At 52.8% G+C, this 21,698-nt stretch carries 19 protein-coding genes; 11 read left to right on the plus strand and 8 right to left on the minus strand.

Translation table 11 applies throughout. From position 1 onward, the window contains the following. Positions 1–43: 43 nt before the first annotated feature. From KUO20_RS11920 to KUO20_RS11935, 4 genes are all read left to right on the plus strand, one after another. Positions 44–919, plus strand: coding sequence for an AEC family transporter (locus tag KUO20_RS11920; RefSeq protein WP_235040072.1), 876 nt, complete (start codon positions 44–46; stop codon positions 917–919). A gap of 108 nt (positions 920–1,027) precedes the next feature. Further along, complete coding sequence (locus KUO20_RS11925) at positions 1,028–2,209, plus strand: PQQ-dependent sugar dehydrogenase (protein WP_235040073.1); 1,182 nt, start codon at positions 1,028–1,030, stop codon at positions 2,207–2,209. A 77-nt stretch (positions 2,210–2,286) separates the two neighbouring features. Further along, positions 2,287–3,732, plus strand: coding sequence for a sensor histidine kinase (locus KUO20_RS11930; RefSeq protein WP_235040074.1), 1,446 nt, complete (start codon positions 2,287–2,289; stop codon positions 3,730–3,732). A gap of 11 nt (positions 3,733–3,743) precedes the next feature. After that, the gene (locus KUO20_RS11935; RefSeq protein ID WP_235040075.1) at positions 3,744–5,147 is read left to right on the plus strand and encodes a sigma-54-dependent transcriptional regulator; all 1,404 of its coding nucleotides are present in this window, start codon (positions 3,744–3,746) and stop codon (positions 5,145–5,147) included. Positions 5,148–5,385: 238 nt separating this feature from the next. On the opposite strand, the gene KUO20_RS11940 is transcribed toward KUO20_RS11935, so the two are convergent. Continuing rightward, positions 5,386–5,919: a hypothetical protein gene (locus KUO20_RS11940; RefSeq protein WP_235040076.1), complete on the minus strand. Its 534-nt coding sequence runs from the start codon at positions 5,917–5,919 to the stop codon at positions 5,386–5,388. A gap of 410 nt (positions 5,920–6,329) precedes the next feature. On the opposite strand from KUO20_RS11940, the gene KUO20_RS11945 reads away from it, so the two are divergent. The 4 genes from KUO20_RS11945 (at position 6,330) to KUO20_RS11960 (ending at position 11,157) form a co-directional block, all read left to right on the plus strand. Next, positions 6,330–7,532, plus strand: a complete 1,203-nt coding sequence (locus KUO20_RS11945; RefSeq protein ID WP_235040077.1) for a quaternary amine ABC transporter ATP-binding protein — start codon at positions 6,330–6,332, stop codon at positions 7,530–7,532. After that, positions 7,532–8,362 carry an ABC transporter permease gene (locus KUO20_RS11950; protein WP_235040078.1) on the plus strand — a complete coding sequence of 277 codons (831 nt, stop codon included), beginning with the start codon at positions 7,532–7,534 and terminating at the stop codon, positions 8,360–8,362. Before KUO20_RS11945 ends, KUO20_RS11950 begins: the two co-directional genes overlap by 1 nt. 55 nt (positions 8,363–8,417) lie before the next feature. Next, positions 8,418–9,293 (plus strand): glycine betaine ABC transporter substrate-binding protein, encoded by an 876-nt coding sequence (locus KUO20_RS11955; RefSeq protein ID WP_235040079.1) that lies wholly within the window; start codon positions 8,418–8,420, stop codon positions 9,291–9,293. Positions 9,294–9,516: 223 nt separating this feature from the next. Further along, positions 9,517–11,157, plus strand: a complete 1,641-nt coding sequence (locus tag KUO20_RS11960; RefSeq protein WP_235040080.1) for a BCCT family transporter — start codon at positions 9,517–9,519, stop codon at positions 11,155–11,157. Between the two features lie 121 nt (positions 11,158–11,278). Here KUO20_RS11960 and KUO20_RS11965 read toward each other — a convergent pair whose 3' ends face one another. The 3 genes from KUO20_RS11965 to KUO20_RS11975 form a co-directional block, all read right to left on the minus strand. Then, positions 11,279–12,004, minus strand: a complete 726-nt coding sequence (locus KUO20_RS11965; protein WP_235040081.1) for a 3'-5' exonuclease — start codon at positions 12,002–12,004, stop codon at positions 11,279–11,281. 1 nt (position 12,005) lies between these two features. Next, a complete protein-coding gene (locus KUO20_RS11970; RefSeq protein ID WP_235040082.1) occupies positions 12,006–13,916 on the minus strand; it encodes a DUF294 nucleotidyltransferase-like domain-containing protein in 1,911 nt (636 codons plus the stop codon). Positions 13,917–14,122: 206 nt separating this feature from the next. Beyond that, positions 14,123–14,515, minus strand: a complete 393-nt coding sequence (locus KUO20_RS11975; RefSeq protein WP_235040083.1) for a DUF4168 domain-containing protein — start codon at positions 14,513–14,515, stop codon at positions 14,123–14,125. A 204-nt stretch (positions 14,516–14,719) separates the two neighbouring features. Between KUO20_RS11975 and KUO20_RS11980 the strand changes: the two genes are divergently transcribed. Beyond that, positions 14,720–15,592: a DMT family transporter gene (locus KUO20_RS11980; RefSeq protein ID WP_235040084.1), complete on the plus strand. Its 873-nt coding sequence runs from the start codon at positions 14,720–14,722 to the stop codon at positions 15,590–15,592. 11 nt (positions 15,593–15,603) lie between these two features. Here the strand turns inward: KUO20_RS11980 and mtgA are convergent, their stop codons facing one another. From mtgA to KUO20_RS11995, 3 genes are all read right to left on the minus strand, one after another. After that, entirely contained in the window at positions 15,604–16,320 is a 717-nt protein-coding gene (gene mtgA, locus KUO20_RS11985; RefSeq protein WP_235040085.1) for a monofunctional biosynthetic peptidoglycan transglycosylase, read from the minus strand. Positions 16,321–16,346: 26 nt separating this feature from the next. Then, a complete protein-coding gene (gene fghA / locus KUO20_RS11990; RefSeq protein WP_235040086.1) occupies positions 16,347–17,201 on the minus strand; it encodes an S-formylglutathione hydrolase in 855 nt (284 codons plus the stop codon). Positions 17,202–17,285: 84 nt separating this feature from the next. Beyond that, positions 17,286–18,395: an S-(hydroxymethyl)glutathione dehydrogenase/class III alcohol dehydrogenase gene (locus tag KUO20_RS11995; protein WP_235040087.1), complete on the minus strand. Its 1,110-nt coding sequence runs from the start codon at positions 18,393–18,395 to the stop codon at positions 17,286–17,288. Positions 18,396–18,556: 161 nt separating this feature from the next. Between KUO20_RS11995 and KUO20_RS12000 the strand changes: the two genes are divergently transcribed. Then, the gene (locus KUO20_RS12000) at positions 18,557–19,453 is read left to right on the plus strand and encodes a LysR family transcriptional regulator (RefSeq protein WP_235040088.1); all 897 of its coding nucleotides are present in this window, start codon (positions 18,557–18,559) and stop codon (positions 19,451–19,453) included. Here KUO20_RS12000 and KUO20_RS12005 read toward each other — a convergent pair. Beyond that, positions 19,450–20,820, minus strand: a complete 1,371-nt coding sequence (locus tag KUO20_RS12005; RefSeq protein WP_235040089.1) for an L-serine ammonia-lyase — start codon at positions 20,818–20,820, stop codon at positions 19,450–19,452. The two genes, KUO20_RS12000 and KUO20_RS12005, sit on opposite strands and share 4 nt — an antisense overlap. A gap of 181 nt (positions 20,821–21,001) precedes the next feature. Between KUO20_RS12005 and KUO20_RS12010 the strand changes: the two genes are divergently transcribed. Beyond that, a complete protein-coding gene (locus tag KUO20_RS12010) occupies positions 21,002–21,649 on the plus strand; it encodes a hypothetical protein (RefSeq protein ID WP_235040090.1) in 648 nt (215 codons plus the stop codon). Positions 21,650–21,698: the final 49 nt, after the last annotated feature.

Below are 21,698 nucleotides of genomic sequence, written 5' to 3' on the forward strand. Positions count from 1 at the left end.
TGATTAACGACAATAGCTAGCTGACGACTGCCAAGGACCGTAAATGCTTGCCGAACTTTTTGCCGTTATGGCGCCCATACTAGCCGGTGCAGGACTTGGCTTTCTATGGATACGTTTAGGCCAGCCCTACCCGGTCGACTTTATCACCCGGCTAGTGTTTAACATCGGCACACCATCGCTAGTACTAGCCTCGCTGGCGGGTGCTGACATTGACGCTGCCACGTTTGGCCAAACAATGCTGGCCTCAGCGCTGGTGATCATCACCATGGGAGTGGCCACCTTTCTGGTGGCAAAACTGTTGCGCCGGAACTGGCGCGTATTGCTTTCTCCCATGATGTACCCCAATACCGGCAACATGGGTTTACCCGTAGTGCTTTACGCCTTCGGGAGCGCAGGGTTTGCTTACGGCATCACGGTCATGGTCACCGTATCACTATTTCAGTTCACCCTAGGCGCTGCGCTTAACAGCCAGGGCAATCCGCTCAAAACCCTTATCAAAACGCCCACGGTTTACGCCATTATCATTTCTATGGCGCTGCTACTGACCGGCACCTCACTGCCGCCGTGGCTGGCAAACACGGTGGACTTAATGTCAGGGTTCACGGTACCGCTTATGCTGATTACGCTGGGCGTGTCGCTGGCCAGCATTCAGGTTAAAAACCTAAGCTCAGGTTTGGGCTTTAGCCTTGTGCGCGTGCCGCTCGCCGCGACAGCCGCTTGGTTTATCGCCGACTGGGTCGGCCTACCACCGCTGGCACAAAGCATTTTAGTGGTGCAGATGTGCATGCCCGTGGCGGTGTTCAACTATCTGTTTGCTCAGCGTGCCCAGCGTGAACCCGCCTATGTGGCAAGCCTCGTGTTTTGCTCTACATTGCTTGCATTGATTTATCTGCCGGTGCTGCTTGCCTTGCTCATGTAAGCTGGTCCTTTAAGCGAGCTTAGCGGGAACCCCCGCACGGCAGAAGAGTCACTGCTAGACTACTGATTATGTTGATTTGCTTAGACACCATCACCAGAGGGCTACGCTATGCATGATGTGAACCAGACGAGTCTAACCTCCCGTTTACTAATTCCCGCCGTTGGTGGATTAGTGTTGGCGAGCATGATTAGCACAGCGCAGGCCGACATTGTTCAAGAAAGGCTTGAAACCGACCATATCAACCTTTCACTTGAACGTGTCGCCGATGGTTTTGAGCACCCATGGGCGGTGGCTTTTTTACCCGATGGCCGTTACCTGGTGAGTGAACGACGCGGGCAATTAAAGCTAGTCGACCCTGACAGTGGCGATATCAGAACGCTGGAAGGCATGCCCGAAGTGAGTAACCAAGGCCAGGGTGGTTTATTGGACGTGGTGCTACATCCCGGTTTTGCACAGAATAGTGGCGATGACAGCCACGACTGGATTTACTTTACCTGGAGCAAGGCCGATGGCAGCAACAGCCGAGCGGCACTTTCTCGCGTCAAATGGCAGGGCAATAAACTGGGTGAGGTTGAGCACTTATTTACACAAGATCGCGCCTCAGGGCCTGGGCGTCACTACGGCTCACGTCTCGCATGGCTGCCTGACGGCACGCTATTAATGAGCATCGGCGACCGCGGCAGTGATCCGTCTCGCGCTCAGGCAGGCGATGACCATGCAGGCTCCACCCTGCGCCTTACCGAAACAGGCGGCGTCCCTGATGACAATCCCTTTGTGGGTGATGATGCGACCCTAGATGAGATTTACTCTATGGGTAATCGTAATATTCAGGGCATGACGGTAATGCGTAACGGCGAGGCCTGGGTCTCAGAGCATGGCCCGAGCACTGGCGACGAGCTTAACCATATAAAAGCAGGCCTTAACTACGGCTGGCCAGAGGTCAGTCAAGGCAATGACTACGCCACGAATGAGCCTATTGGTGAAACCTCGCTGCCCGGCATGACCGACCCGGCCTACGTGTTTGAAGGTCGTTTTGCGCCAGCGGGGCTTGCTGAAGTGACCAGCGCTACGTTTGGCGAATGGGAAGGCAACTTACTTGCCGGCGGATTAGGCAGCGAAAAACTACTGCGCCTGCGCTTAGAGAACGGCAGCGTTGTCGAAGAGGAGTTGATCCTGGAAGGCCAGGTAGGGCGTATCCGAGATGTGCGCCAAGGCCCGGATGACGCTATCTATGTGCTAACGGATGACCCAAAGGGCGGCTTATATCGCCTGCGTCCAATCGATCAATAGCCGCCCCCCTTTACTCACGGGCAGAACCTCTAACGCTGCCCGTCACTACCATGCATTAAGGCCACCATGGATATCGCATGCGACTACGCAATTTAATTATTTTGACGGTGATTGTGCCGCTGTTTGTGATCCTGGTGGTATTTAGTTTAGTCGCCATTAAGTCGCTGGAAGACAACGTACGCTCCAAACTACAGACCGAAGTCGAAATTATTACCCGCGCGCTAAGCACCTCACTTAGCTACTCCATCACGCCGGGCAGCGATACATCGCTTGAAGAAGCCTTACAGTCGGCGTTCTCTTTTCACCGCATTTACGGTGCCTATGTGTTTGATACCGATGGGCGCGATATTTATGGACTGGGTCTAGGCAAAGACATTTTTAGCCGTGAAGAGATCCAGCAGGTGATTGAGCGCGACGATCTGTATAGCAACTACCGCGAACACGACGGCTGGAACTATTACTCCGCCTTAACGCCATTACGCGCCCAAAATGGTACCGTGTACGGCGTGCTACAGGTCAACCGGCTCAATACCGGTATTGAAACTTACACGGGCTTTATTAGCATAGTCGCGGTGCTAGTATTCGTGGTGGGTGCAGGGGGAATCGTGTTCAGTATTTGGTGGGGGTTCCGCCGCTATATAGAACGCCCTCTTAATCGATTGCTACACGTAATGCTACTGGTGGAAGACGGTGACCGAAGCCAGCGTGCGGCCGAAGATGGCCCCACCGAATATCGCCGCCTTGCATCGGGATTAAACGGCATGCTCGATGCGATGACGGAGAAGGATCACGATATCGAAGATCGTCAGCGGCGCGAAATTGAGCTTGAGAAACGTTTGCGAAAATCGAAAAAACTCGCTGAATTAGGCGTGCTGGCCGCGGGCGTTGCCCATGAGATAGGCGCTCCGCTGACGGTCATTAATGGCCAGGCACAGCGCCTAGCACGACGCGATGTGATTGGCGATGACGAACGCGCCCGGCTGGGCCGAATTCGCGGCGAGGTGGAGCGTATTGTTGAAATCGTGCGCCAGCTAATGGAATTAGGCCGCCAGCATAACGTCGAGAAAGGTAGCCAGGCGCTCGATAAACTGATCAAGAGTGCCAGCGATCTAGTGGAAGATGAACTGGAGCCACGCAATATTCGCCTGGTCATTGAATTACCGTCGCCGACACCCAACCTACTAGCGGACGGTCAACAAATTATTCAGGTACTTACCAATTTACTGCGCAATGCGGCACAAGCACCCGATGTCAGCTGCATTCGCCTACACGCCCAGCAGAACGCTCATGAGCTAATCATATGGGTAGAAGATGATGGCCCAGGCATCCCTACTCCCCATCATCTTCAAGTGTTCGATCCATTTTTTACCACCAAGCCCGTTGGCCAAGGCAGCGGCTTGGGGCTTTCCATGGTACACCGCATTATTAACGACCACGGCGGTACGATTGGCGTATTTGACAGTGCCCTTGGCGGCGCTGGATTTGAAATTACGCTCCCCCTTGGTGAAACCGCATCCGCGTGAGGACAACATTTGTGACCCATCAGGAACACCTTTTACCGTTGCTAGTGGTGGAAGACGACACCGCGATACGTGAGCTATTAGAAGAAGAGCTGCAGGATGCCGGCTACACAACGCTAGGTGTCCCTAGCGCAGAAGAGGCGGTTGCCTTACTGAGCCATACCACGGTTTCGCTAGTCATCACGGACGTGCGCCTGCCCGGCATGACCGGCATCCAGCTGCTGCAACAGCTACGCCAAGCAGGCAGTGAGCTGGGTATTATTGTTATTACGGCATTCGGTACCATTGACCAAGCCGTCGAAGCGTTAAAACTGGGCGCTGACGATTTTTTGACCAAGCCGCTGGACCTTGACGCCATTCGCGATGCGGTGTTCCGCGTATTGGAAAGGCAGCGTTTAGCCGTCTCCCACGATACCAACGTCAGTCACTTCCACGGCATTGTGGGCAAGAGCCCGGTGATGCAGGCGCTATTTCACGATGCGTCACGCCTCGCCAAAAGCGATGCTCCGATTCTAATTTTAGGCGAAAGCGGTACCGGTAAAGAGCTTTTGGCCCGCGCTATTCACCAGGAAAGCCCTCGCAATGACCAACCGTTTGTACCGGTCAACTGCGCAAGCATTCCAGCCGACTTGATGGAAAGTGAATTCTTTGGCCATGTTAAAGGCGCGTTTACCGGCGCTAACGAAGCACGCAGAGGCCTATTTCATAGCGCCCAAGGTGGCAGCTTATTTCTAGACGAAATTGGTGAAATGCCGATTAATCTTCAAGCCAAGCTACTGCGCGCACTGCAAGAAAAAACCGTGCGCCCGGTAGGCGGCGAGCGTGAAGAGCCGGTCGATGTGCGCATCATTGCCGCAACGCACCGCAACTTAAGCAAAGAAATAGAGCAAGAAAACTTCCGCAGTGACTTGTTCTACCGCCTAGAGACTTTCTCGCTAAGCATTCCGCCGCTGCGCGAACGCGGCACCGATATTGAGCATCTCGTCTTTGCACTGATCGACAAGCATGCTGAAGCTCAGGGTAAGCAGATAGAAAAATTTGAGCCGGAAGCACTCAACAGCCTGCTTAACTATCCCTATCCTGGCAACGTCCGCGAGCTAGAAAACGCCATTATGCGCGCGGTGACGTTGAGTGAAGACGGCTCACTCAGCCATAAAGATTTACCCGAGCGGCTGCGCGCGAAGTCAGCCTCAGACGCAGGGGCTCCGCTAGTAGCGACGCTAAGCGGCGAAGTGCTCGCCGCAAGCCAGGTATCAACGCCCACGTCTACCCGCTGGCCAAGCTTAGAAGAAGTCGAAAAGCGCTACATCAACAAAGTATTGGAAGCCACCGGCGGCAATAAACGTCGTACGGCCGAGGTGCTGGGCATTGCTCGCAGAACGCTCTATCGTCGCTTAGAAGACAACGAAGAATCGTAGGCATAGCGCCAGCCAACGCGTTAATCGCTATAAAAAGCCACAAACCACAAAATCAAAAAAGACACATAAAAAAAACCCCCGCGGGCGCGGGGGCGAAAAAGATGATAAATCGTGTGGAGCAGCCGCAGGGAACAGACAGCTGATTCGACTTATCATCGTAGGGACCGGTACTTTCTGTTCAAACGCTGGCCTTAGCCTTAAGGCTGCGCTAAAAACAGAACTTAGCTAAAAACAGAACTTACGAATTACTTGATGTTTCATCATCGTCATTGGCATTGCTGTCACCAGGCATTGGATCCGTGCCTTCACCGAAACCCGCCTCATCTTCATCTGGATTCATGGTGCCTTCAGCAGGCTCATCCATAGTACCTTCGGGCATTGTCTCGTCTGTGGACATAGGATCCTCAGAAGACATAGTATCTTCAGAAGACATAGAACCCTCAGCGCCAGCACCTATGCTTTGATTCATTGAGCCCTGAGAAGCAGGATCTTCATTTAGACCGGGATCCTGTTCCATGGCTGGCTCTTCGCTCATGCCGGCAGCGGGTTCAGCCGTAGTGTCTTGCTCTAATGGGGCAGACTCTTCAGCAGGCTGCGGTACCGCAGCGTCTTCACCGCTGTCTCCGCAACCCGCTAATACAATTACGCTGGCAGCGGTTGCCATCATACATAGGGTCAGCCAGTGAGGACGCTTGACTGACGGTTGATCTAAAGTGGTTTGATTATCGGTCATAGCCAGATCGTTATTAACGCGGTCACATTGCTTGTCCATAATTACCACCTCCAAACTTGAAACTATTTAGCTCGCTATCAGCCAGCCTTAACTTAAAACATTACTCATACGCCTTCCTTACACTTCGCGTGCCACTTATCTTTTTAAAATTAAATAATTATTAAAAAACAGCATCTTATAAAATAAAAATTATAATTTATCTTATTTATCGCTCACATTTAAGTGGGTAAAAAATGGCACATGTGGCGTTAGTTGCCGCGTTGAACGGGCCGTTGTGACACACAGCGCCCACCCATGTATAATAATTATTAATAAATTACTCAGCTGAATCTCTTATTTTTTTATGAATACCGTGTATCGCTGCCTCCATTGTCGTGATCCCTCTCATCCAGGTGGTCTAACCGGAGTGACGCTACACGGCTAATCTGCTCAACAAAAAGGCATCGTCGATGGATCAAACACGACCCGTCAAAATTCAAGTGCGCGGTTTAAGCAAAGTCTTTGGCAAGCATCCCCAAAAAGCCATTGAGCTTCGCAATCAAGGCATGAAGCGTCCAGAGATTCTGGAAAAAACAGGCCAGACACTCGGGCTTTCTAATATCTCCTTTGATGTCTATGAGGGAGAGCTGCTTGTCATCATGGGACTATCAGGCTCCGGCAAATCAACGCTGATCCGCTGCCTCAACCGTCTTATTGAAACCACTGAAGGTGAGATCATCATCGACGGTGAGAACATTCCAACCTTAAAAGAAAAGGCGCTGTTAGAATGCCGTCGCCGCCACTTTTCAATGGTATTTCAAAATTTTGCGCTTTTCCCTCACCGGACCGTTCAGCAGAATGCTGAATTTGGCCTAGAAATTCGCGGCGTTGAGAAGACAGAACGGCATAAAATTGCCCACCGTTCGCTCCAGCAGGTTGGTCTTGAAGGATGGGAGGATGCTTATCCCAACCAGCTTTCTGGCGGCATGCAGCAGCGCGTTGGCTTAGCGCGCGCGCTGGCCAACGATGCGACGGTGCTGTTAATGGACGAGGCCTTTTCGGCACTCGACCCGCTGATTCGCAAAGACATGCAGCAAGAGCTTTTGCAGCTACAGTCTAAAATGCAAAAGACCACGGTGTTCATCACTCACGATCTTGATGAGGCGCTCAACATTGGCGACCGGATCGTGCTGCTGAAAGATGGCGAAGTCGTGCAAATTGGCACGCCCGAAGAGATTCTCACCCAGCCGGCAGATGACTATGTGCGGCGCTTTATCCAAGGCGTTGACCGCGCGCGCATATTAACCGCTGAAAGTGCTATGCGCCCATTGCGCTCGACCGCTCGCGATAGCGATGGCCCGCGCACTGCGCTACACCGTATGCGTGACCATAGCATCGACTCTATTTATGTTATCGACCGTGACCGTCGCCTGCTCGGTTTATTAGAGGCCGATGCGGCTAGCCGCGCGATTGAGGAAGGCTCCAGCTCAATCATCCCCTACTTAACCCAAGATTTCCGCAAAGTCCCCATGGACGAACCGCTGCACAATCTGTTTGCCATGTTCAGTGAAAAAAGCTTCCCCATCGCCGTGACTGATCAGCAACAGCAGCTGCTTGGCGTGGTGGTAAAAGGCGCGGTACTTGATGAACTGGCACGAGCAGGAGAGCAATAATGGATATCCCTCGCATTCCGCTTGGCAGTTGGATCGAAACGGGCCTCACATGGCTAACCAGCGAATACTCATCGGTAACCCGGGGCATCTCGCGCTTCACTCAAACCGGCATTGATGTCTTAAACGACAGCTTAATGTGGCTACCTGAATGGGCGTTGCTGGCGCTGATCGCGCTCTTGTGCTGGAAACTGGCTGGCACTCGCTTAGCCATCGGCGCCATTGCGGGCCTAGCGCTGATTTGGAATCTGGGGCTTTGGAATCCCATGATTGAGACGCTCACGCTGGTCGTTTTTGCCACCTTCGTTGCCGTGATTATCGCGCTACCGGTAGGCATTACCGCGGCTTTATCGGACCGACTTTATCGGTTCATTATGCCGACGCTGGATTTCATGCAGACCATGCCGGCCTTCGTATATTTGATTCCCGCGATTCCCTTTTTCGGCATTGGCTCGGTATCGGCCATTTTCGCGACCGTTATTTTCTCCATGCCGCCAGCGATACGATTTACAACGCTAGGCATTCGCCAAGTACCGGTAGAGCTGATTGAAGCCGCCGACGCCTATGGCGCAACGCGGAGCCAGAAACTATTTAAAGTACAGCTGCCGCTCTCGTTACCGACGGTGATGGCTGGTATCAACCAAACCATTATGCTCGCCCTTTCCATGGTGGTGATTGCCGCAATGATTGGTGCAGATGGTTTAGGCAGCGAGGTGTGGCGCGCCATTCAACGCCTGCGCCCCGGTGATGGTTTTGAAGCAGGTATTGCGGTCGTCATTCTGGCGATGTTGCTTGATCGCTTAACGCAGTCGCTCAGAAAAACGCGTCAATAACGCAATTAGCAGTAGAACGACACATTAATAAATCTATACCCAAGGGAGAACGTGAATGAAACATCGCACATTGAACCTCCGTATCCGTATGGCCTCGCTGGCACTATTAGCCGGCACCGGTATCGCGGTTAGCAGCGCGGCGCAAGCCGAAGAAGACAAAGGCTCGATTAACCTGGCCTATGTGGAGTGGTCATCTGAAGTTGCTTCCACCAACGTTATTGCTGCCGTGCTTGAACAAGCGGGCTATGAGGTTGACCTTACTTCTCTCTCAGCAGCAGCCATGTTCCAAGCACTTTCTACGGGTGATGCAGACGCTATCGTTGCCGCTTGGCTGCCGACCACTCACGCCGAATACATGAACCGCTTAGGTGATAACATTGAAAATCTGGGCGCTAATTTAGACGGTACTAAACTTGGCCTCGTCGTACCCGAGTACGCCGATATCGACTCCATTGCTGATCTTAACGATAACGCCGACAGTTTTAATGGCGAGATCATCGGTATTGACCCCGGTGCAGGCTTAATGGCGCTGTCCGAAAAGGTTGTGGATACCTATGACCTCGATCTGGATCTGCGTAGTGGTAGTGGTGCCACCATGACAGCGGCACTCTCTAGCGCCATCAACAACGAAGAAAACATCGTTGTTACCGGTTGGACGCCTCACTGGATGTTCGCTCGTTTTGACCTTAAATACCTAGATGATCCGGAAAATGTCTACGGCGGTGCGGAGCAGATCCATACGGTCGTTCGTCAAGGTCTCGAAGATGACATGCCTGAAGCCTATGCAATTCTCGATGCCTTCGAGTGGACACCGGAGCAGATGGGCGAAGTCATGCTTCTCAACCAGGAAGATGGAAGCGATCCTTATGAAAATGCCAAACAGTGGGTTGAAGACAACCAAGACGTAGTTGAGCAGTGGCTGGACAGCTAAGGCTGGACAGCTAGAAAAGCTTGTCGATACGACGGCAGAGGGCTTTTGCCCTCTGCCGTCGTTGTAAATCTATTTATTATGCAAGGCGACGCATAATACGTTGAATGCTCTGCCAACAGATTTGCTATTGTGGCCGCCTAACCACGCATCATTCGATGTCGGTCGACGACCACATTTTGGTTTCTGTACGACCTATTTTTCTGCTCGCCATAGAGAGGCTCCTGTGGATAACCACGACGATAAACGCTCCCCTGAAGAGCCAAGCTCTGAGGGCATACGCGCCCCAGATGGCGCGGCTAACCTTATCGACACGGATTACGTGATCGGTCAGGACAACATTACCACCACTACCATGGGTTTCAATCTTGACCTACACGGTAAGGTGTTCAGCATTTCGGCGATAGTCGTCCTGCTGTTTGTGGTATTAACACTGGCGCTGCAAGACACTATCGCGCCTATTTATGACGCTATTTTCGGTTTTCTGACCGGTAATTTAGCGTGGTTTTTCATGTCAGCGGCGAATATATTCGTCATTCTCTGCATTGGCCTGATTTTCTCGCCATTAGGTAAAATTCGCATTGGTGGTGCCGATGCCAAGCCTGACTATACCTACATGGGCTGGTTTTCAATGCTGTTTGCCGCGGGCATGGGCATTGGCCTGATGTTCTTCGGCGTCAATGAGCCGCTAACGCATTTTGGCACGTCTCTAAATGGCGGAGACTGGGCGCCACTAGGCGGTGCCGAAGGTGATCCTGCCGGTGCTGCAACACTTGCCATGGCGGCGACTATCTATCACTGGGGTTTACACCCTTGGGCGATTTACGCGATTGTGGCGCTGTCGCTAGCGCTGTTCGCATTTAACAAAGGCCTGCCACTTTCCATGCGTTCCGTGTTTTACCCAATTTTGGGTGAGCGCGTTTGGGGCTGGCCAGGCCATGTGATTGATATTTTAGCGGTGTTTGCGTCGCTATTTGGCTTGGCGACGTCGTTGGGGTTGGGTGCCAGTCAAGCAGCCGCGGGTCTAACCTACCTGTTCGGCGCCCCTGAAAGCGATGTCACGATGATCCTGCTCATTGTCGGCATTACGGTTGTCGCCATTGGCTCAATTGTGGCGGGCGTCGACAAGGGCGTGCAGTTGCTCTCCAAGATCAACATCGCCATGGCGGCGCTGCTGCTTTTGTTTGTGATTGTAGTCGGCCCGACGATGCTGATTTTAACCGGCTTCTTTGAGAACCTCTGGAGCTATGCGGTTCACTTGCCGGCGCTATCAAACCCGTTTGGCCGTGAAGACGCGAGCTTCAGCCAAGGCTGGACGGCCTTCTACTGGGCGTGGTGGATTTCCTGGTCCCCTTACGTCGGCATGTTTATCGCGCGGGTATCACGCGGTCGTACGGTACGTGAGTTTTTGATTTCAGTGCTGCTAATACCTTCGGTGGTATCGGTACTGTGGATGACCACCTTTGGCGGCACTGCCATTGATCAATTTGTGAGCCAGGGTATTACGGCCGTTCGTGATGCAGGCGTCGATCTACAGCTCTTCATCATGCTGGAGCAGCTGCCGCTGTCGCAAATCACCTCTTTCATCGCTATTTTGCTGGTGATTATCTTCTTTGTGACGTCGTCTGACTCAGGCTCTCTTGTCATTGACTCAATCACGGCTGGCGGCAAAGTAGATGCGCCTACGCCACAGCGCGTGTTCTGGGCGATCATTGAGGGTGCCATTGCGATTGCTCTGCTACTAGGCGGTGGCCTAACCGCGCTGCAGACCATGGCGGTATCTACCGGCTTCCCGTTCACTATTATCCTGCTGGTGGCGTGTTATGCCATCGTCAAAGGATTAATGAGCGAGCCTAAAGCGGTTTAAGTACGGTCTTAAGTACAATCTTAAGGACTATCTTAAGGACTGTCTTAAGTACTATCGCTGCTATGCAAACGGGCAACCCTCTGGGTTGCCCGTTTTGCTTTCTAGCCTTTCAACCTTATGTTCAGCACCATAGATCTTTCAATGGCGTTTCCGGTCGATAGTGAGTGGCAATCTGTGCCTGCAGCAACTCCGCCGTCGCCAAGGCATCCACCAGCGCATGGTGCCCTTGATAAACAGGCAGCCCATAGCGCTCACGGCTAGCATTCAGGCGTATTGAAACCGGTGGGCGGCCCAGCCAACGACGAAAGCGGGCCCATAGCGTTTGACGATGTAGCCTAGCTTCCAGTGACATCGTATCAATCATTGGAAACAGCACCCCTTCCCCACGACGCGCATTAACGGCCGCATCTAAAAAGGGCCGCTCAATATTGCGAAAATGCACCACGACTAAGCGCCCGGCTAGCTGCATCAACAGCTCGTCTAGTATTGCTTCTAAGTCCGGTGCCTGCGCAATTTCGGAGTGCGTAATGTGATGATAGGCAATGGACGCTTCTGCCAACGGGCGCGAGGGGTTAACGACCCAATAGCGTCGTTCGGCAAGCTTTATACGGTCTAGCGTAAACGGCACAATGCCAACGCTTACGATCGCATGCCGCCTCTCATCGAGCCCGGTGGTTTCCATATCTAGCGCCACCATGGGCACCTGTGAAATGGGGGTATCAGGGTCTGGAAGTAACGTCCCAAAGAAATTTTGAATAGCCGGATTATGTGCTTTCTCTAACCGCTGAGCCATATAGCCTGCCCAGTCGGCCTGGGTTATTTTTTGCCGTGGGCGTATTCCATGCATCCTAACGCCCCTGCCGCTGAGCGGGCATTGGGTAGCGGAATTTTAAAAATTTCTGTGCGTTACTGAGCACTTGGAAAGCATCTTTCAGCGTGTGACGTTCGCTATCTTCAACATTTTCTGGCTCGATATTGTTATCCGGCAGTCGATCCTCCTGCAGATCAATCATCTGATGGCGCAGCCGCGACATACATAAAAACTCAAACGCGTAGCTCAACTTGTCGCTCATGCCGGTCGCCAATAGCTGCGTTTGGCTGATGTCGTTCAAACGCTGAAATGAGTTTTGGGCTTTAGAACCACATGCCAAGGCGTGTATTCGAACCAAATCTACCATCGGCGCGGTGCCTCTCCGCTTAAGATTGATAGAGTTATTGTGCTTACCGTCTTGCTCCATCACAAAGGTGCGAAAAAATCCCAACGGCGGCGTGCGGTTTAACGCATTACGCGCCATAGCGGCTAAAAATAGAGGCGACTGGGGCGCCGTCTGGGCAATCTGATCTTGCAGCGCTTCCACATAGTGATCCTCGCCATAGCAGCTATCCAAATCGAAGAAAATCGAGCTATGTAGCAGTCTTTCCGGCGTTGGATTGGCCATCCAATCTTGGAAGTAACGTTTCCAAACGCTCAGCGGCTGGCGCCATTGCGTATTGGTGGCCATCACGTCGCCTTTGCAATAGGTGTAGCCACAGGCATCTAGGCCATCGCTGACAATTTTTGCCATGGCGAGAAAATACTCATCGTGCTGCTCAGGGTTAAACTCATCAGAAAGGATCAACGCATTGTCCTGATCCGTGACAATGCTCTGTTCGTTGCGCGCCATAGAGCCATTAACCATAAAGCAATAAGGAACAGGCGGAGGCCCAAGCTCGGCTTCAGCCATTTCCAACAGTCTTCTTGTGAAACTACGCCCAATCGTTGAGAGTGCGCTGCCGACCATCTGAGAGTTAGCGCCCTCTTGCACCATACGCACAAACGCGGCTCTCACATCCGGCGCTAAGCGCGCAAGCCCCTGAGCGCTTGATTGGTTAAAGATATTGCTGACCAAATAGAGTCCGCTGTGTGTTTCATAGCGGATAATATCGGATAAATGTACGACGCCGACGGGGCGCTGGCGATACAGCACTGGCAAGTGGTGGACGTTATTACGCAGCATCGTCAGCATGGCTTCGTTGACGGAAGCATCGGATTGAACAGTGATGAGCCGTGAGGAAATCACCTCGCCTACCGGCGTTTGCGGCGATAGGCCATCAGCCACCACGCGGGTACGAAAATCGCTATCGGTAAGAATGCCGCACATTTGCCAGGTGCGGCCTTCGCTGTCTTGGAAGCTGAAGCGCGGGTTATCACTGCCTTCTTTGATGACCAGTAGCGCAGAGGCCTGTGCTTCACTCATCTGCTGTGCGGCAAGCTGAACGCTGGTCGAGGTTTCAACCATCACCGGATACCGGGTAAGCAGCTTGCGTATCCGCGTGACCATCATATCGTTAGACTTTTTTTGCTGCTCAGCGATCGTTTCTAATCTTGGCCGCTCAAGCTCGACAAAGTCGGCGAAATTATCGTCTTCTTCACATAGCCGCTGGAACACCGCATTAGGAATAAAGTAGATCAACGTATCTTCGATAGCCTCTGCGGGGAAGCGCACTTTATGATTACGCAGCAGGCTAAAGTGACCAAAAATATCGCCCTCACCCAAGCGGTTATATAGCTCTCCCTTGCTGCGATAGACCTCAACAGCGCCGCTACGGATATAGCACAAATCGTTGAGCGTCTCGTTAAGCACTAAAATCGTGCTGCCATTTTTGAAGTAGCTGACTTCTACCTGCTCGGCAATCGCATCAAGAAGATCATCCGACAGGCCGTCGAAAGGCGGGAACCGCCCCATATGCTGGCGTATTTCTAACAGCTCAACGTCCATGGAGTCTCCTAAAGCGTAACGTTCAAAAGTTAAGATGAATTGTGTAGTGGTGGCCCCTGGAGGTAAACCCTATGGGGATAATAAAAGCAGTCAACAGCAAAAAGCCCGGTGCTAATAGCACCGGGCTTTGAGTGGCGAAGGCCACACTGATATTAATTTTTGCGAATCAAATCAAAAATAATGCCAGCGGATATCGGTCATCGACCTTATGATTGACCGGCCATTTCTTGAACGCGCTGCATCATCTCTGGATCTTGCTGGATGGATTGACCAATAGCGTTGAAGGTATCAACATCTAGGCCGCTGTCTTCAACCACTTCGATCATTCGGTCGTTGGCTTCAGTGCGCACTTCCTGCTGCGCTGATTCATCTTCCGCTTCCTGCAGACGCTGAGTGTACTCTTGCGAAACTACCGCAATTTCTTGAGAAGCATCGGCAAACTGCTGGAGCTGATCGTCAGAAAAATCCTGAGCTGGCGCTGCTTGCTGTGTGGCCATCGGATCTTGTGCTGGGTCTTGCTCTTGCTGGGCTTGGGCAGTAGCCGTCATCAGACCAGTAGCAAGTAGGGCAGCAGAGAACAGAGCAGTTATACGTTGCATAATAAGAAACCTCATTCACACGTTATGGATGTGCCAACTGTGACGCGCCGTATCCAAGCAGGTTCAATTTATGATGTAAAAGTTAGTAACAAAAAGAACAATAAGTAACTTCAACGCGCTTATGCCCATCTTCCCAGGAAAATTAAAGCAATGAATTTCAATAGCTTGAAAAGAATAGACCGAACCTCGTTAGGACTGACGGCAATGCCCATTCTTTTTGTGCTGCTATGGAGTACCGGCTTCATTGGTGCGAAATTTGGCTTGCCCTATGCCGAACCTTTTACGTTTTTGTTTATTCGTTTTGTCCTAACGCTATTGCTGCTAGCTCCTCTCGTCGTGGCGATGCGTATTCCCTGGCCATCATCCCCGGCGCTGTGGGCGCATATCGCGATAGCGGGCTGCTTGGTTCACGGGGCCTACTTAGGCGGCGTTTTTTATGGCATCAGTTTAGGCATGCCCGCAGGCCTTGCGGCCCTTCTCGTCGGTCTTCAGCCGCTACTGACCGCGGCATTTGCGGGGCCGCTTTTAGGTGAACGGCTTACTCGCCGCCAGTGGCTGGGGTTAATGCTGGGATTAATCGGCATCGTCTTAGTGCTGGGCAGTAAGCTTGAGATTGGCGAATCGCTTTTCGATGGCTTCGGCATAAGCGCGCTGCTGTGTGTCACAGCTGCTTTAATAGGTATTTCAGTGGGCACGCTGTACCAAAAACGCTACTGCACCAGTATGCCGCTGCTTTCAGGGGCTGTTATTCAATATTTGGCAGCGGGCATTTTGCTGGGCGGTGGGGCACTGCTGTTTGAAACACGCGAGGTCGAATGGACCATTACCTTTGCGCTGACGCTTGGATGGCTGGTGCTGATTCTTTCAGTCGCCGCTATTTTGCTGCTCATGGCATTGATAAAAAAGGGCGAAGCCTCGCGGGTAGCAAGCCTTTTTTATCTGGTTCCACCGGTCACAGCGCTTCAAGCGTGGTGGCTATTTGACGAACGCCTCCCACTGTTAGGGCTGGGAGGCATGCTGATTGCCTTGCTCGGCGTGGTCATGGTAATTCGAAAACCCAGACACAAGGCAACATAGCGGCAAAACGTTTACAGGTTATTCAAATAGCCTGGGCCACCTAAATTGCGCATTTGCTGGCGTATCCACTGGCTGCGCCGTTCAACCTGGGCGTCTGGGCGGGCAGCGCTACGCGTACGTGGACTAGGCAAAATAGCGGCAAGCAGGCTTGCTTGCCGCTCAGTAAGACTGCTGCCAGAAACGCCAAAATAATGCTGAGAAGCCGCCTCTAAGCCAAACACACCGCTATCCCACTCGGCCACGTTAAGATACACCTCCAGAATACGCTGCTTGCTCCATAGCGCTTCAATCAGCAGCGTAAACCACGCCTCTAAGCCCTTTCGCGCCCAGCTTCGCCCAGTCCATAGAAAAACGTTCTTGGCCGTTTGTTGGCTAAGCGTACTAGCACCGCGCAGCCGCCCACCGTCTTGGCTAGCCTGCAATGCCCGCCGCAGCTCCACTAAATCAAATCCACCGTGATGAGGGAAACGCTGATCTTCTGCGGCAATAACCGCTAGCTTGGCATTCGCAGAAAGCGAATCCCAGCTGCGCCACTGCCGCTGTATGCGAATTGGCTCGCTGTTAATCCAACTCTGCACTTTGCGTTCGACCATGACCATTGATCCCGGCGGGGGAACCGCGCTAAAAAGCAGCACAATCGCCACTGAGAGGAGCGCAAACGCTAGAACGCCGCGCCATACAAAACGCCATAGCAGACGCATGAAACGACGCAGCGAGCGATTGAGCATCCCGTTATCCTATTTTTAATTAGATCTTAACGCTTCATGAGGTGGTCTGCATGATAGCGCAGATGGTCCTCAATAAACGAGGCAATGAAGAAGTAGCTGTGATCATAGCCAGGTTGACGGCGCAGCGTTAGAGGATGATCGTGCTCCTCGCAAACGGCCTCTAAACGCTCTGGCTGCAGCTGCTCTTCCAGGAATTGATCCGCTTCGCCTTGGTCGATAAACAGACGCTGGCGCGATGCGCCGTTAGCCACAAGTTCGCAAGCATCATACTGGCGCCAACGTGACTGATCCTCGCCCAGATAGGCAGTAAACGCTTGCTGGCCCCACGGGCAGTTCATCGGATTGACGATCGGAGAAAACGCCGAGACTGAACTGAAGCGCCCAGGATGACGCAACGCAAGAATTAGCGCCCCGTGCCCACCCATAGAGTGGCCGCTAATCGATTCGCGCCCGTTGACCGGAAAATGTTGGCGTACAACAGAAGGCAGCTCTTCCACTAAATAATCGTACATTCGATAGTGAGGCTTCCATGGCGCTTCGGTTGCATTCACATAAAAGCCCGCGCCTGAACCTAAATCGTAGCTTTCATGTTCGCCGGGCAAATCAGTGCCTCGTGGGCTGGTATCGGGGCAAACAATAGCAATACCTAGTTCGGCTGCCACGCGATGAGCGCCCGACTTCTGCATGAAATTTTCATCATTGCACGTCAGCCCAGAGAGCCACCAAAGCATAGGCACACGATCATTTTCGGCTTGAGGCGGTAGGTAAACCGAAAAAATCATGTCGCAGTCCAGCGCACGGGAGTAGTGGCGGTAGCGCTTATGCCAGCCACCGAAACTGCGATTGGCGGACATCAGTTCTAAAGTTTCACTCATGCTCATGGGCAGGTTCCTCTAAATGCAGCAAACGCGGTAGGTCTCCCCGCCGCGTTTTAAACATGCTAGCGATAGTCTCAGTAATGATACTCAGTAATGCAATACGGTACGAATGCTCTTACCCGCATGCAGTAACTCAAACGCTTCGTTGATTTTCTCGAACGGCATGTCGTGGGTAATAAAATCGTCGATATTAATTTCACCGTTCATATAGCGCTCAACGTAGCCGGGCAGCTCGCTGCGCCCTTTAACACCACCAAAGGCAGAACCCTTCCAGACACGCCCGGTCACCAGCTGGAACGGCCGTGTGGAGATCTCTTCACCGGCCCCAGCGACACCAATCACAATCGATTCGCCCCATCCCTTATGGCAGCATTCAAGCGCTGAGCGCATCACATTGACGTTGCCGATGCACTCAAAGGAGTAGTCGACCCCACCGTCGGTCAAATCGACAATCACCTGCTGAATAGAATCGGCGTAATCTTTAGGATTCACACAGTCGGTGGCGCCAAACTGCTTGGCCAGCTCAAACTTGTCAGCGTTAACGTCAATAGCAATGATACGCCCGGCTTTAGCCATCACCGCACCTTGAATAACGGCTAAACCGATAGCACCCAGGCCAAAGACCGCCACCGTAGCGCCCGGTTCTACCTTGGCGGTATTCAGTACCGCACCGATGCCAGTAGTCACACCACAGCCCAGCAGGCAGATTTTATCCATGGGGGCTTCTTTAGATACCACCGCCAGGGAGACTTCTGGCAAGACGGTATACTCGCTGAACGTAGATGTACCCATGTAGTGATGAAGCATCTTGCCACCTAGCGAAAAACGCGAGGTGCCGTCAGGCATTACGCCTTTACCTTGGGTGGCGCGTACGCTGCCGCACAGGTTAGTTTTACCCGACAAACAGAATTTACACTTGCCGCACTCGGCGGTGTAAAGCGGAATAACATGATCGCCCGGCTTAAGGCTCGTAACGCCCTCGCCAACTTCTTGAACAACGCCGGCACCTTCGTGACCAAGTACGGCGGGGAAATTACCTTCTGGATCAGCACCCGAAAGCGTGTAAGCATCGGTGTGGCAAACGCTTGTCGCAGCCATTTTCACCAGCACTTCGCCCGCTTTCGGGCCTTGTACATCAATTTCAACCAGCTCAAGCGGCTTGCCCGCTTCCAAGGCAACAGCTGCACGTGACTTCATTGACTAACTCCTAATGCATCGCCAACAGCAGGCAATGCCCGCCTGTTTGACGTAATTGGTGTGATTGCAGTGTAGATCAGCTGGGAGGCCTTGATAAACCGGGATATACTCACAAGATTATTGCCACACAGCAACAATCGTCGTTACGGCAAGGAAATAGCATGCAGCACTGGAATCGCATCGAAGCATTTGTGGAAGTAGTGCGATTGGGCACATTTTCTGCCGCTGCTCGGCATCTAAACGTATCGACTTCTCACATCAGCCGTTTAGTCAGCCAGCTAGAAAACCAGCTGGGCGTGCAGCTACTGTATCGCACCACGCGGCAAATTCGCTTGACCGATGCCGGGGCTATCTACGTTGAGCACTGTCGTCATCTGTTTGATGGGCTACGCGATGCCGAGCAAGCGATTAGCGAACTCCAGGCCACGCCCAACGGGCTACTTAAACTCACCTCAGCCACTACCTTTGGCGAGCGCTTTATCGCCCCGCTAGTTAACGACTTTCAGCGCCTACATCCACAGCTCGACATTCACATGCACTTTACTAATCGCCCGGTCGAGCTAATTGATGAGGGGTACGATATTGCGATTCGGATGGGGGTATTAAAGGACTCTAGCTTGATCGCTAGGCGCCTGTGCGACCGGCGCGAATATATCGTCGGCTCTAAAGAATATTTTCGCCAAGCACCCCGCCCTCACACGCTGGGAGAGCTAAGCCAGCACCGCTGCCTGATTGGCTCGCGGCCTAACTGGCTATTTGATATGAACGGCCAGCGCCGCGAAGTGCGTATCGAAGGCCGCTGGACAGGCAACTCCGGCCCCGCCCTACTTGATGCCGCCCGCAAGGGGCTGGGGCTTGCACAGTTACCCGACTATTATGTTGCACCTTACCTTGCCAGCGGCGAACTAATAGCGGTGCTTGAGCCTTTTCAACACCACGATACCGCGGTATGGGCGGTGTATCCCCGCCATCGTCACCTATCGCCGAAGATCCGCCAAATGGTTGATTATCTGGTGGCCAATATCGACACTACGCTGCAACGTCATGCTGCTATTTAGCACTCAATCGCGTTAACCGCGAGCCCGCCTTTCGACGTTTCTTTATATTTGTCCTGCATATCGCGGCCCGTATCGCGCATCGTACGGATCACTTTATCGAGCGATATAAAGTGCTCACCATCGCCGTGCATAGCCATACGCGCAGCGTTGATCGCCTTGACGGACGCTATCGCATTGCGCTCAATACAGGGTACTTGCACCAACCCACCCACCGGGTCGCAGGTTAAGCCAAGATTATGCTCCAAGCCGATCTCTGCGGCATTTTCCACCTGCCCAGGGGAGCCGCCCAGCACTTCAGCAAGCCCGGCAGCGGCCATTGCGCAGGCTGAGCCTACTTCGCCTTGACAGCCAACCTCAGCACCAGAAATAGAGGCGTTCTTTTTGCACAAAATACCTACGGCGCCGGCAGTGAGCAGGAAGTCCACTACGTCAGCCTCGCTGGCCTCAGGCTCAAATTTCAAATAGTACGCCAACACAGCGGGCACAATGCCTGCCGCACCGTTGGTGGGCGCGGTGACCATACGCCGCCCGGCGGCATTCTCTTCGTTCACCGCCAGCGCAAAGACGTTGACCCAATCCATCACCGTAAAGCTCGATACAATCAGGCGCTGGTTTTCAGGCGGATGAAGCAACTGCTGATGCAGTAGCTGCGCGCGCCGGCGCACATTTAGGCCACCCGGCAAATGTCCTGTCGCGCGTAAGCCATTCTCAATGCTGTCACTCATGGCGTGCCAAATACTGAGCAGCTCCTCACGAATAGCCGCTTCGCTACGCCAGGCTTTTTCGTTCGCTAGCATTAGCTGGCTAATGCGCAGCTGATGCTGCTGACACAGGCCAAGCAACTCGGCGGCCGTATTGAAAGGATAAGTCAACGCCGTACTGTCTTCACCGACATCCCCTTGATCGGCTTTCGCCTGGTCGACATAAAAACCGCCGCCTAGAGAATAAAACGTATTGGTCGCTACCAGCGCGTCATCGCAGTAAGCGCTTAAGACCATGGCGTTAGGATGAAATGGCAGGCAGGACTCATCCCATTCCATATCATCGGCGCGCGAAAAAGCGAGCTGCTGCCCGTTCGCAAGTACCAGAAGGGCGCCGTCATCGATAGCGTTTAGCCGCACGTCAATGCTGTCAGGATCAACGCTTTCAGGCACTTCGCCCATCAATCCCATAATGACGGCGCGATCGGTACCATGGCCTATTCCGGTAGCCGCAAGCGACCCCTGCAGCCTAATAACGAGCCGAGTCACGGCGGTTTGCTCATTCAGTGATAGGGCGAAATCTCGCGCTGCACGCATCGGGCCTACGGTATGTGAGCTTGAAGGACCAATACCAATTCGGAAAAGATCAAATACGCTGATAGCCATAGCCAATACGCCTCGCAAAGGTGTTATTGCTTACCTGTTAGACACTGTGCAGGGCAAACCACCAAACGTCGAGTGATTAACCGCAATACCGGCGTGCAAGCAAATTCGTGTGACGATATAATGAACATTCAACTATGCATGTTTGTTTTGCAAAGGCGCTTCTTCTAGATAAGGATGTCGTATGTCTTCCCTTCCCGCTTTGCCCATCGATTTTCGTGCGACCCTACTGCGTGCGACGCTTTATTTGCTGTTTATTGGCGCCATCGCTCAAGGCGCTTATCTAGAAGCGATCTACCTGCCCTCGGTGCGTTTTACCGAGCTTGGATTCACCGAGTTTACGCAAACGATCATTCTGGCGACCTGCTGCCTGATGTTGATTTACGTGCGCCAGGTGCTAAACGTATGGCCAACGGTGACGCTGCTTTTGTTCGCGTTTCTTGCGGCTTCGCTGGTGCGCGAGCAAGACTATTTCTTTGATGAATACGTGGGCAACGATACATGGAAGGTCGTGGTATCGCTCATCGTCATCCCTTCTATTGCGTGGGTAGTCATTCAACGCCGCCGCTTTATGGAAGAGTTCATTTACTACAGCAACACCTTTTCCTTCGGACTGTTTGCCGCCGGGTTACTCACTACTTATGTGTTTTCTCGCCTGTATGGGCGGCAAATTTTTTGGCGCGCCGTACTCGAAGACAACTACATTCGCGACTTCAAAGACATAGCAGAAGAAGTGGTGGAGCTGCTAGGTTACAGCTTAATTTTATTTGCCACGCTTGAGCTACTGCTACTTGCCCGCCGCATTTATAAAGCGCGCCAGATGCCAAACTAACGGTTTCCTTTCTCGATTTCTAAACGCCGCCTTGGGCTTTCCAAGGCGG

The sequence above is a fragment of the Vreelandella profundi genome, from assembly GCF_019722725.1.
GTDB lineage: Bacteria > Pseudomonadota > Gammaproteobacteria > Pseudomonadales > Halomonadaceae > Vreelandella > Vreelandella profundi.

What these genes read in the sequence shown, in the direction of transcription:
- KUO20_RS12010 (WP_235040090.1), top strand. Translation starts at nt 21,002, where the DNA reads ATGTCTTCCCTTCCCGCTTTGCCCATCGATTTTCGTGCGACCCTACTG.
- KUO20_RS11950 (WP_235040078.1), top strand. Translation starts at nt 7,532, where the DNA reads ATGGATATCCCTCGCATTCCGCTTGGCAGTTGGATCGAAACGGGCCTC.
- KUO20_RS11980 (WP_235040084.1), top strand. Translation starts at nt 14,720, where the DNA reads ATGCCCATTCTTTTTGTGCTGCTATGGAGTACCGGCTTCATTGGTGCG.
- KUO20_RS11920 (WP_235040072.1), top strand. Translation starts at nt 44, where the DNA reads ATGCTTGCCGAACTTTTTGCCGTTATGGCGCCCATACTAGCCGGTGCA.
- mtgA (WP_235040085.1), bottom strand. Translation starts at nt 16,320, where the DNA reads ATGCTCAATCGCTCGCTGCGTCGTTTCATGCGTCTGCTATGGCGTTTT.
- KUO20_RS11965 (WP_235040081.1), bottom strand. Translation starts at nt 12,004, where the DNA reads ATGCATGGAATACGCCCACGGCAAAAAATAACCCAGGCCGACTGGGCA.
- KUO20_RS12000 (WP_235040088.1), top strand. Translation starts at nt 18,557, where the DNA reads ATGCAGCACTGGAATCGCATCGAAGCATTTGTGGAAGTAGTGCGATTG.
- KUO20_RS12005 (WP_235040089.1), bottom strand. Translation starts at nt 20,820, where the DNA reads ATGGCTATCAGCGTATTTGATCTTTTCCGAATTGGTATTGGTCCTTCA.
- KUO20_RS11995 (WP_235040087.1), bottom strand. Translation starts at nt 18,395, where the DNA reads ATGAAGTCACGTGCAGCTGTTGCCTTGGAAGCGGGCAAGCCGCTTGAG.
- KUO20_RS11925 (WP_235040073.1), top strand. Translation starts at nt 1,028, where the DNA reads ATGCATGATGTGAACCAGACGAGTCTAACCTCCCGTTTACTAATTCCC.
- KUO20_RS11940 (WP_235040076.1), bottom strand. Translation starts at nt 5,919, where the DNA reads ATGGACAAGCAATGTGACCGCGTTAATAACGATCTGGCTATGACCGAT.
- fghA (WP_235040086.1), bottom strand. Translation starts at nt 17,201, where the DNA reads ATGAGCATGAGTGAAACTTTAGAACTGATGTCCGCCAATCGCAGTTTC.
- KUO20_RS11975 (WP_235040083.1), bottom strand. Translation starts at nt 14,515, where the DNA reads ATGCAACGTATAACTGCTCTGTTCTCTGCTGCCCTACTTGCTACTGGT.
- KUO20_RS11930 (WP_235040074.1), top strand. Translation starts at nt 2,287, where the DNA reads ATGCGACTACGCAATTTAATTATTTTGACGGTGATTGTGCCGCTGTTT.
- KUO20_RS11955 (WP_235040079.1), top strand. Translation starts at nt 8,418, where the DNA reads ATGAAACATCGCACATTGAACCTCCGTATCCGTATGGCCTCGCTGGCA.
- KUO20_RS11970 (WP_235040082.1), bottom strand. Translation starts at nt 13,916, where the DNA reads ATGGACGTTGAGCTGTTAGAAATACGCCAGCATATGGGGCGGTTCCCG.
- KUO20_RS11945 (WP_235040077.1), top strand. Translation starts at nt 6,330, where the DNA reads ATGGATCAAACACGACCCGTCAAAATTCAAGTGCGCGGTTTAAGCAAA.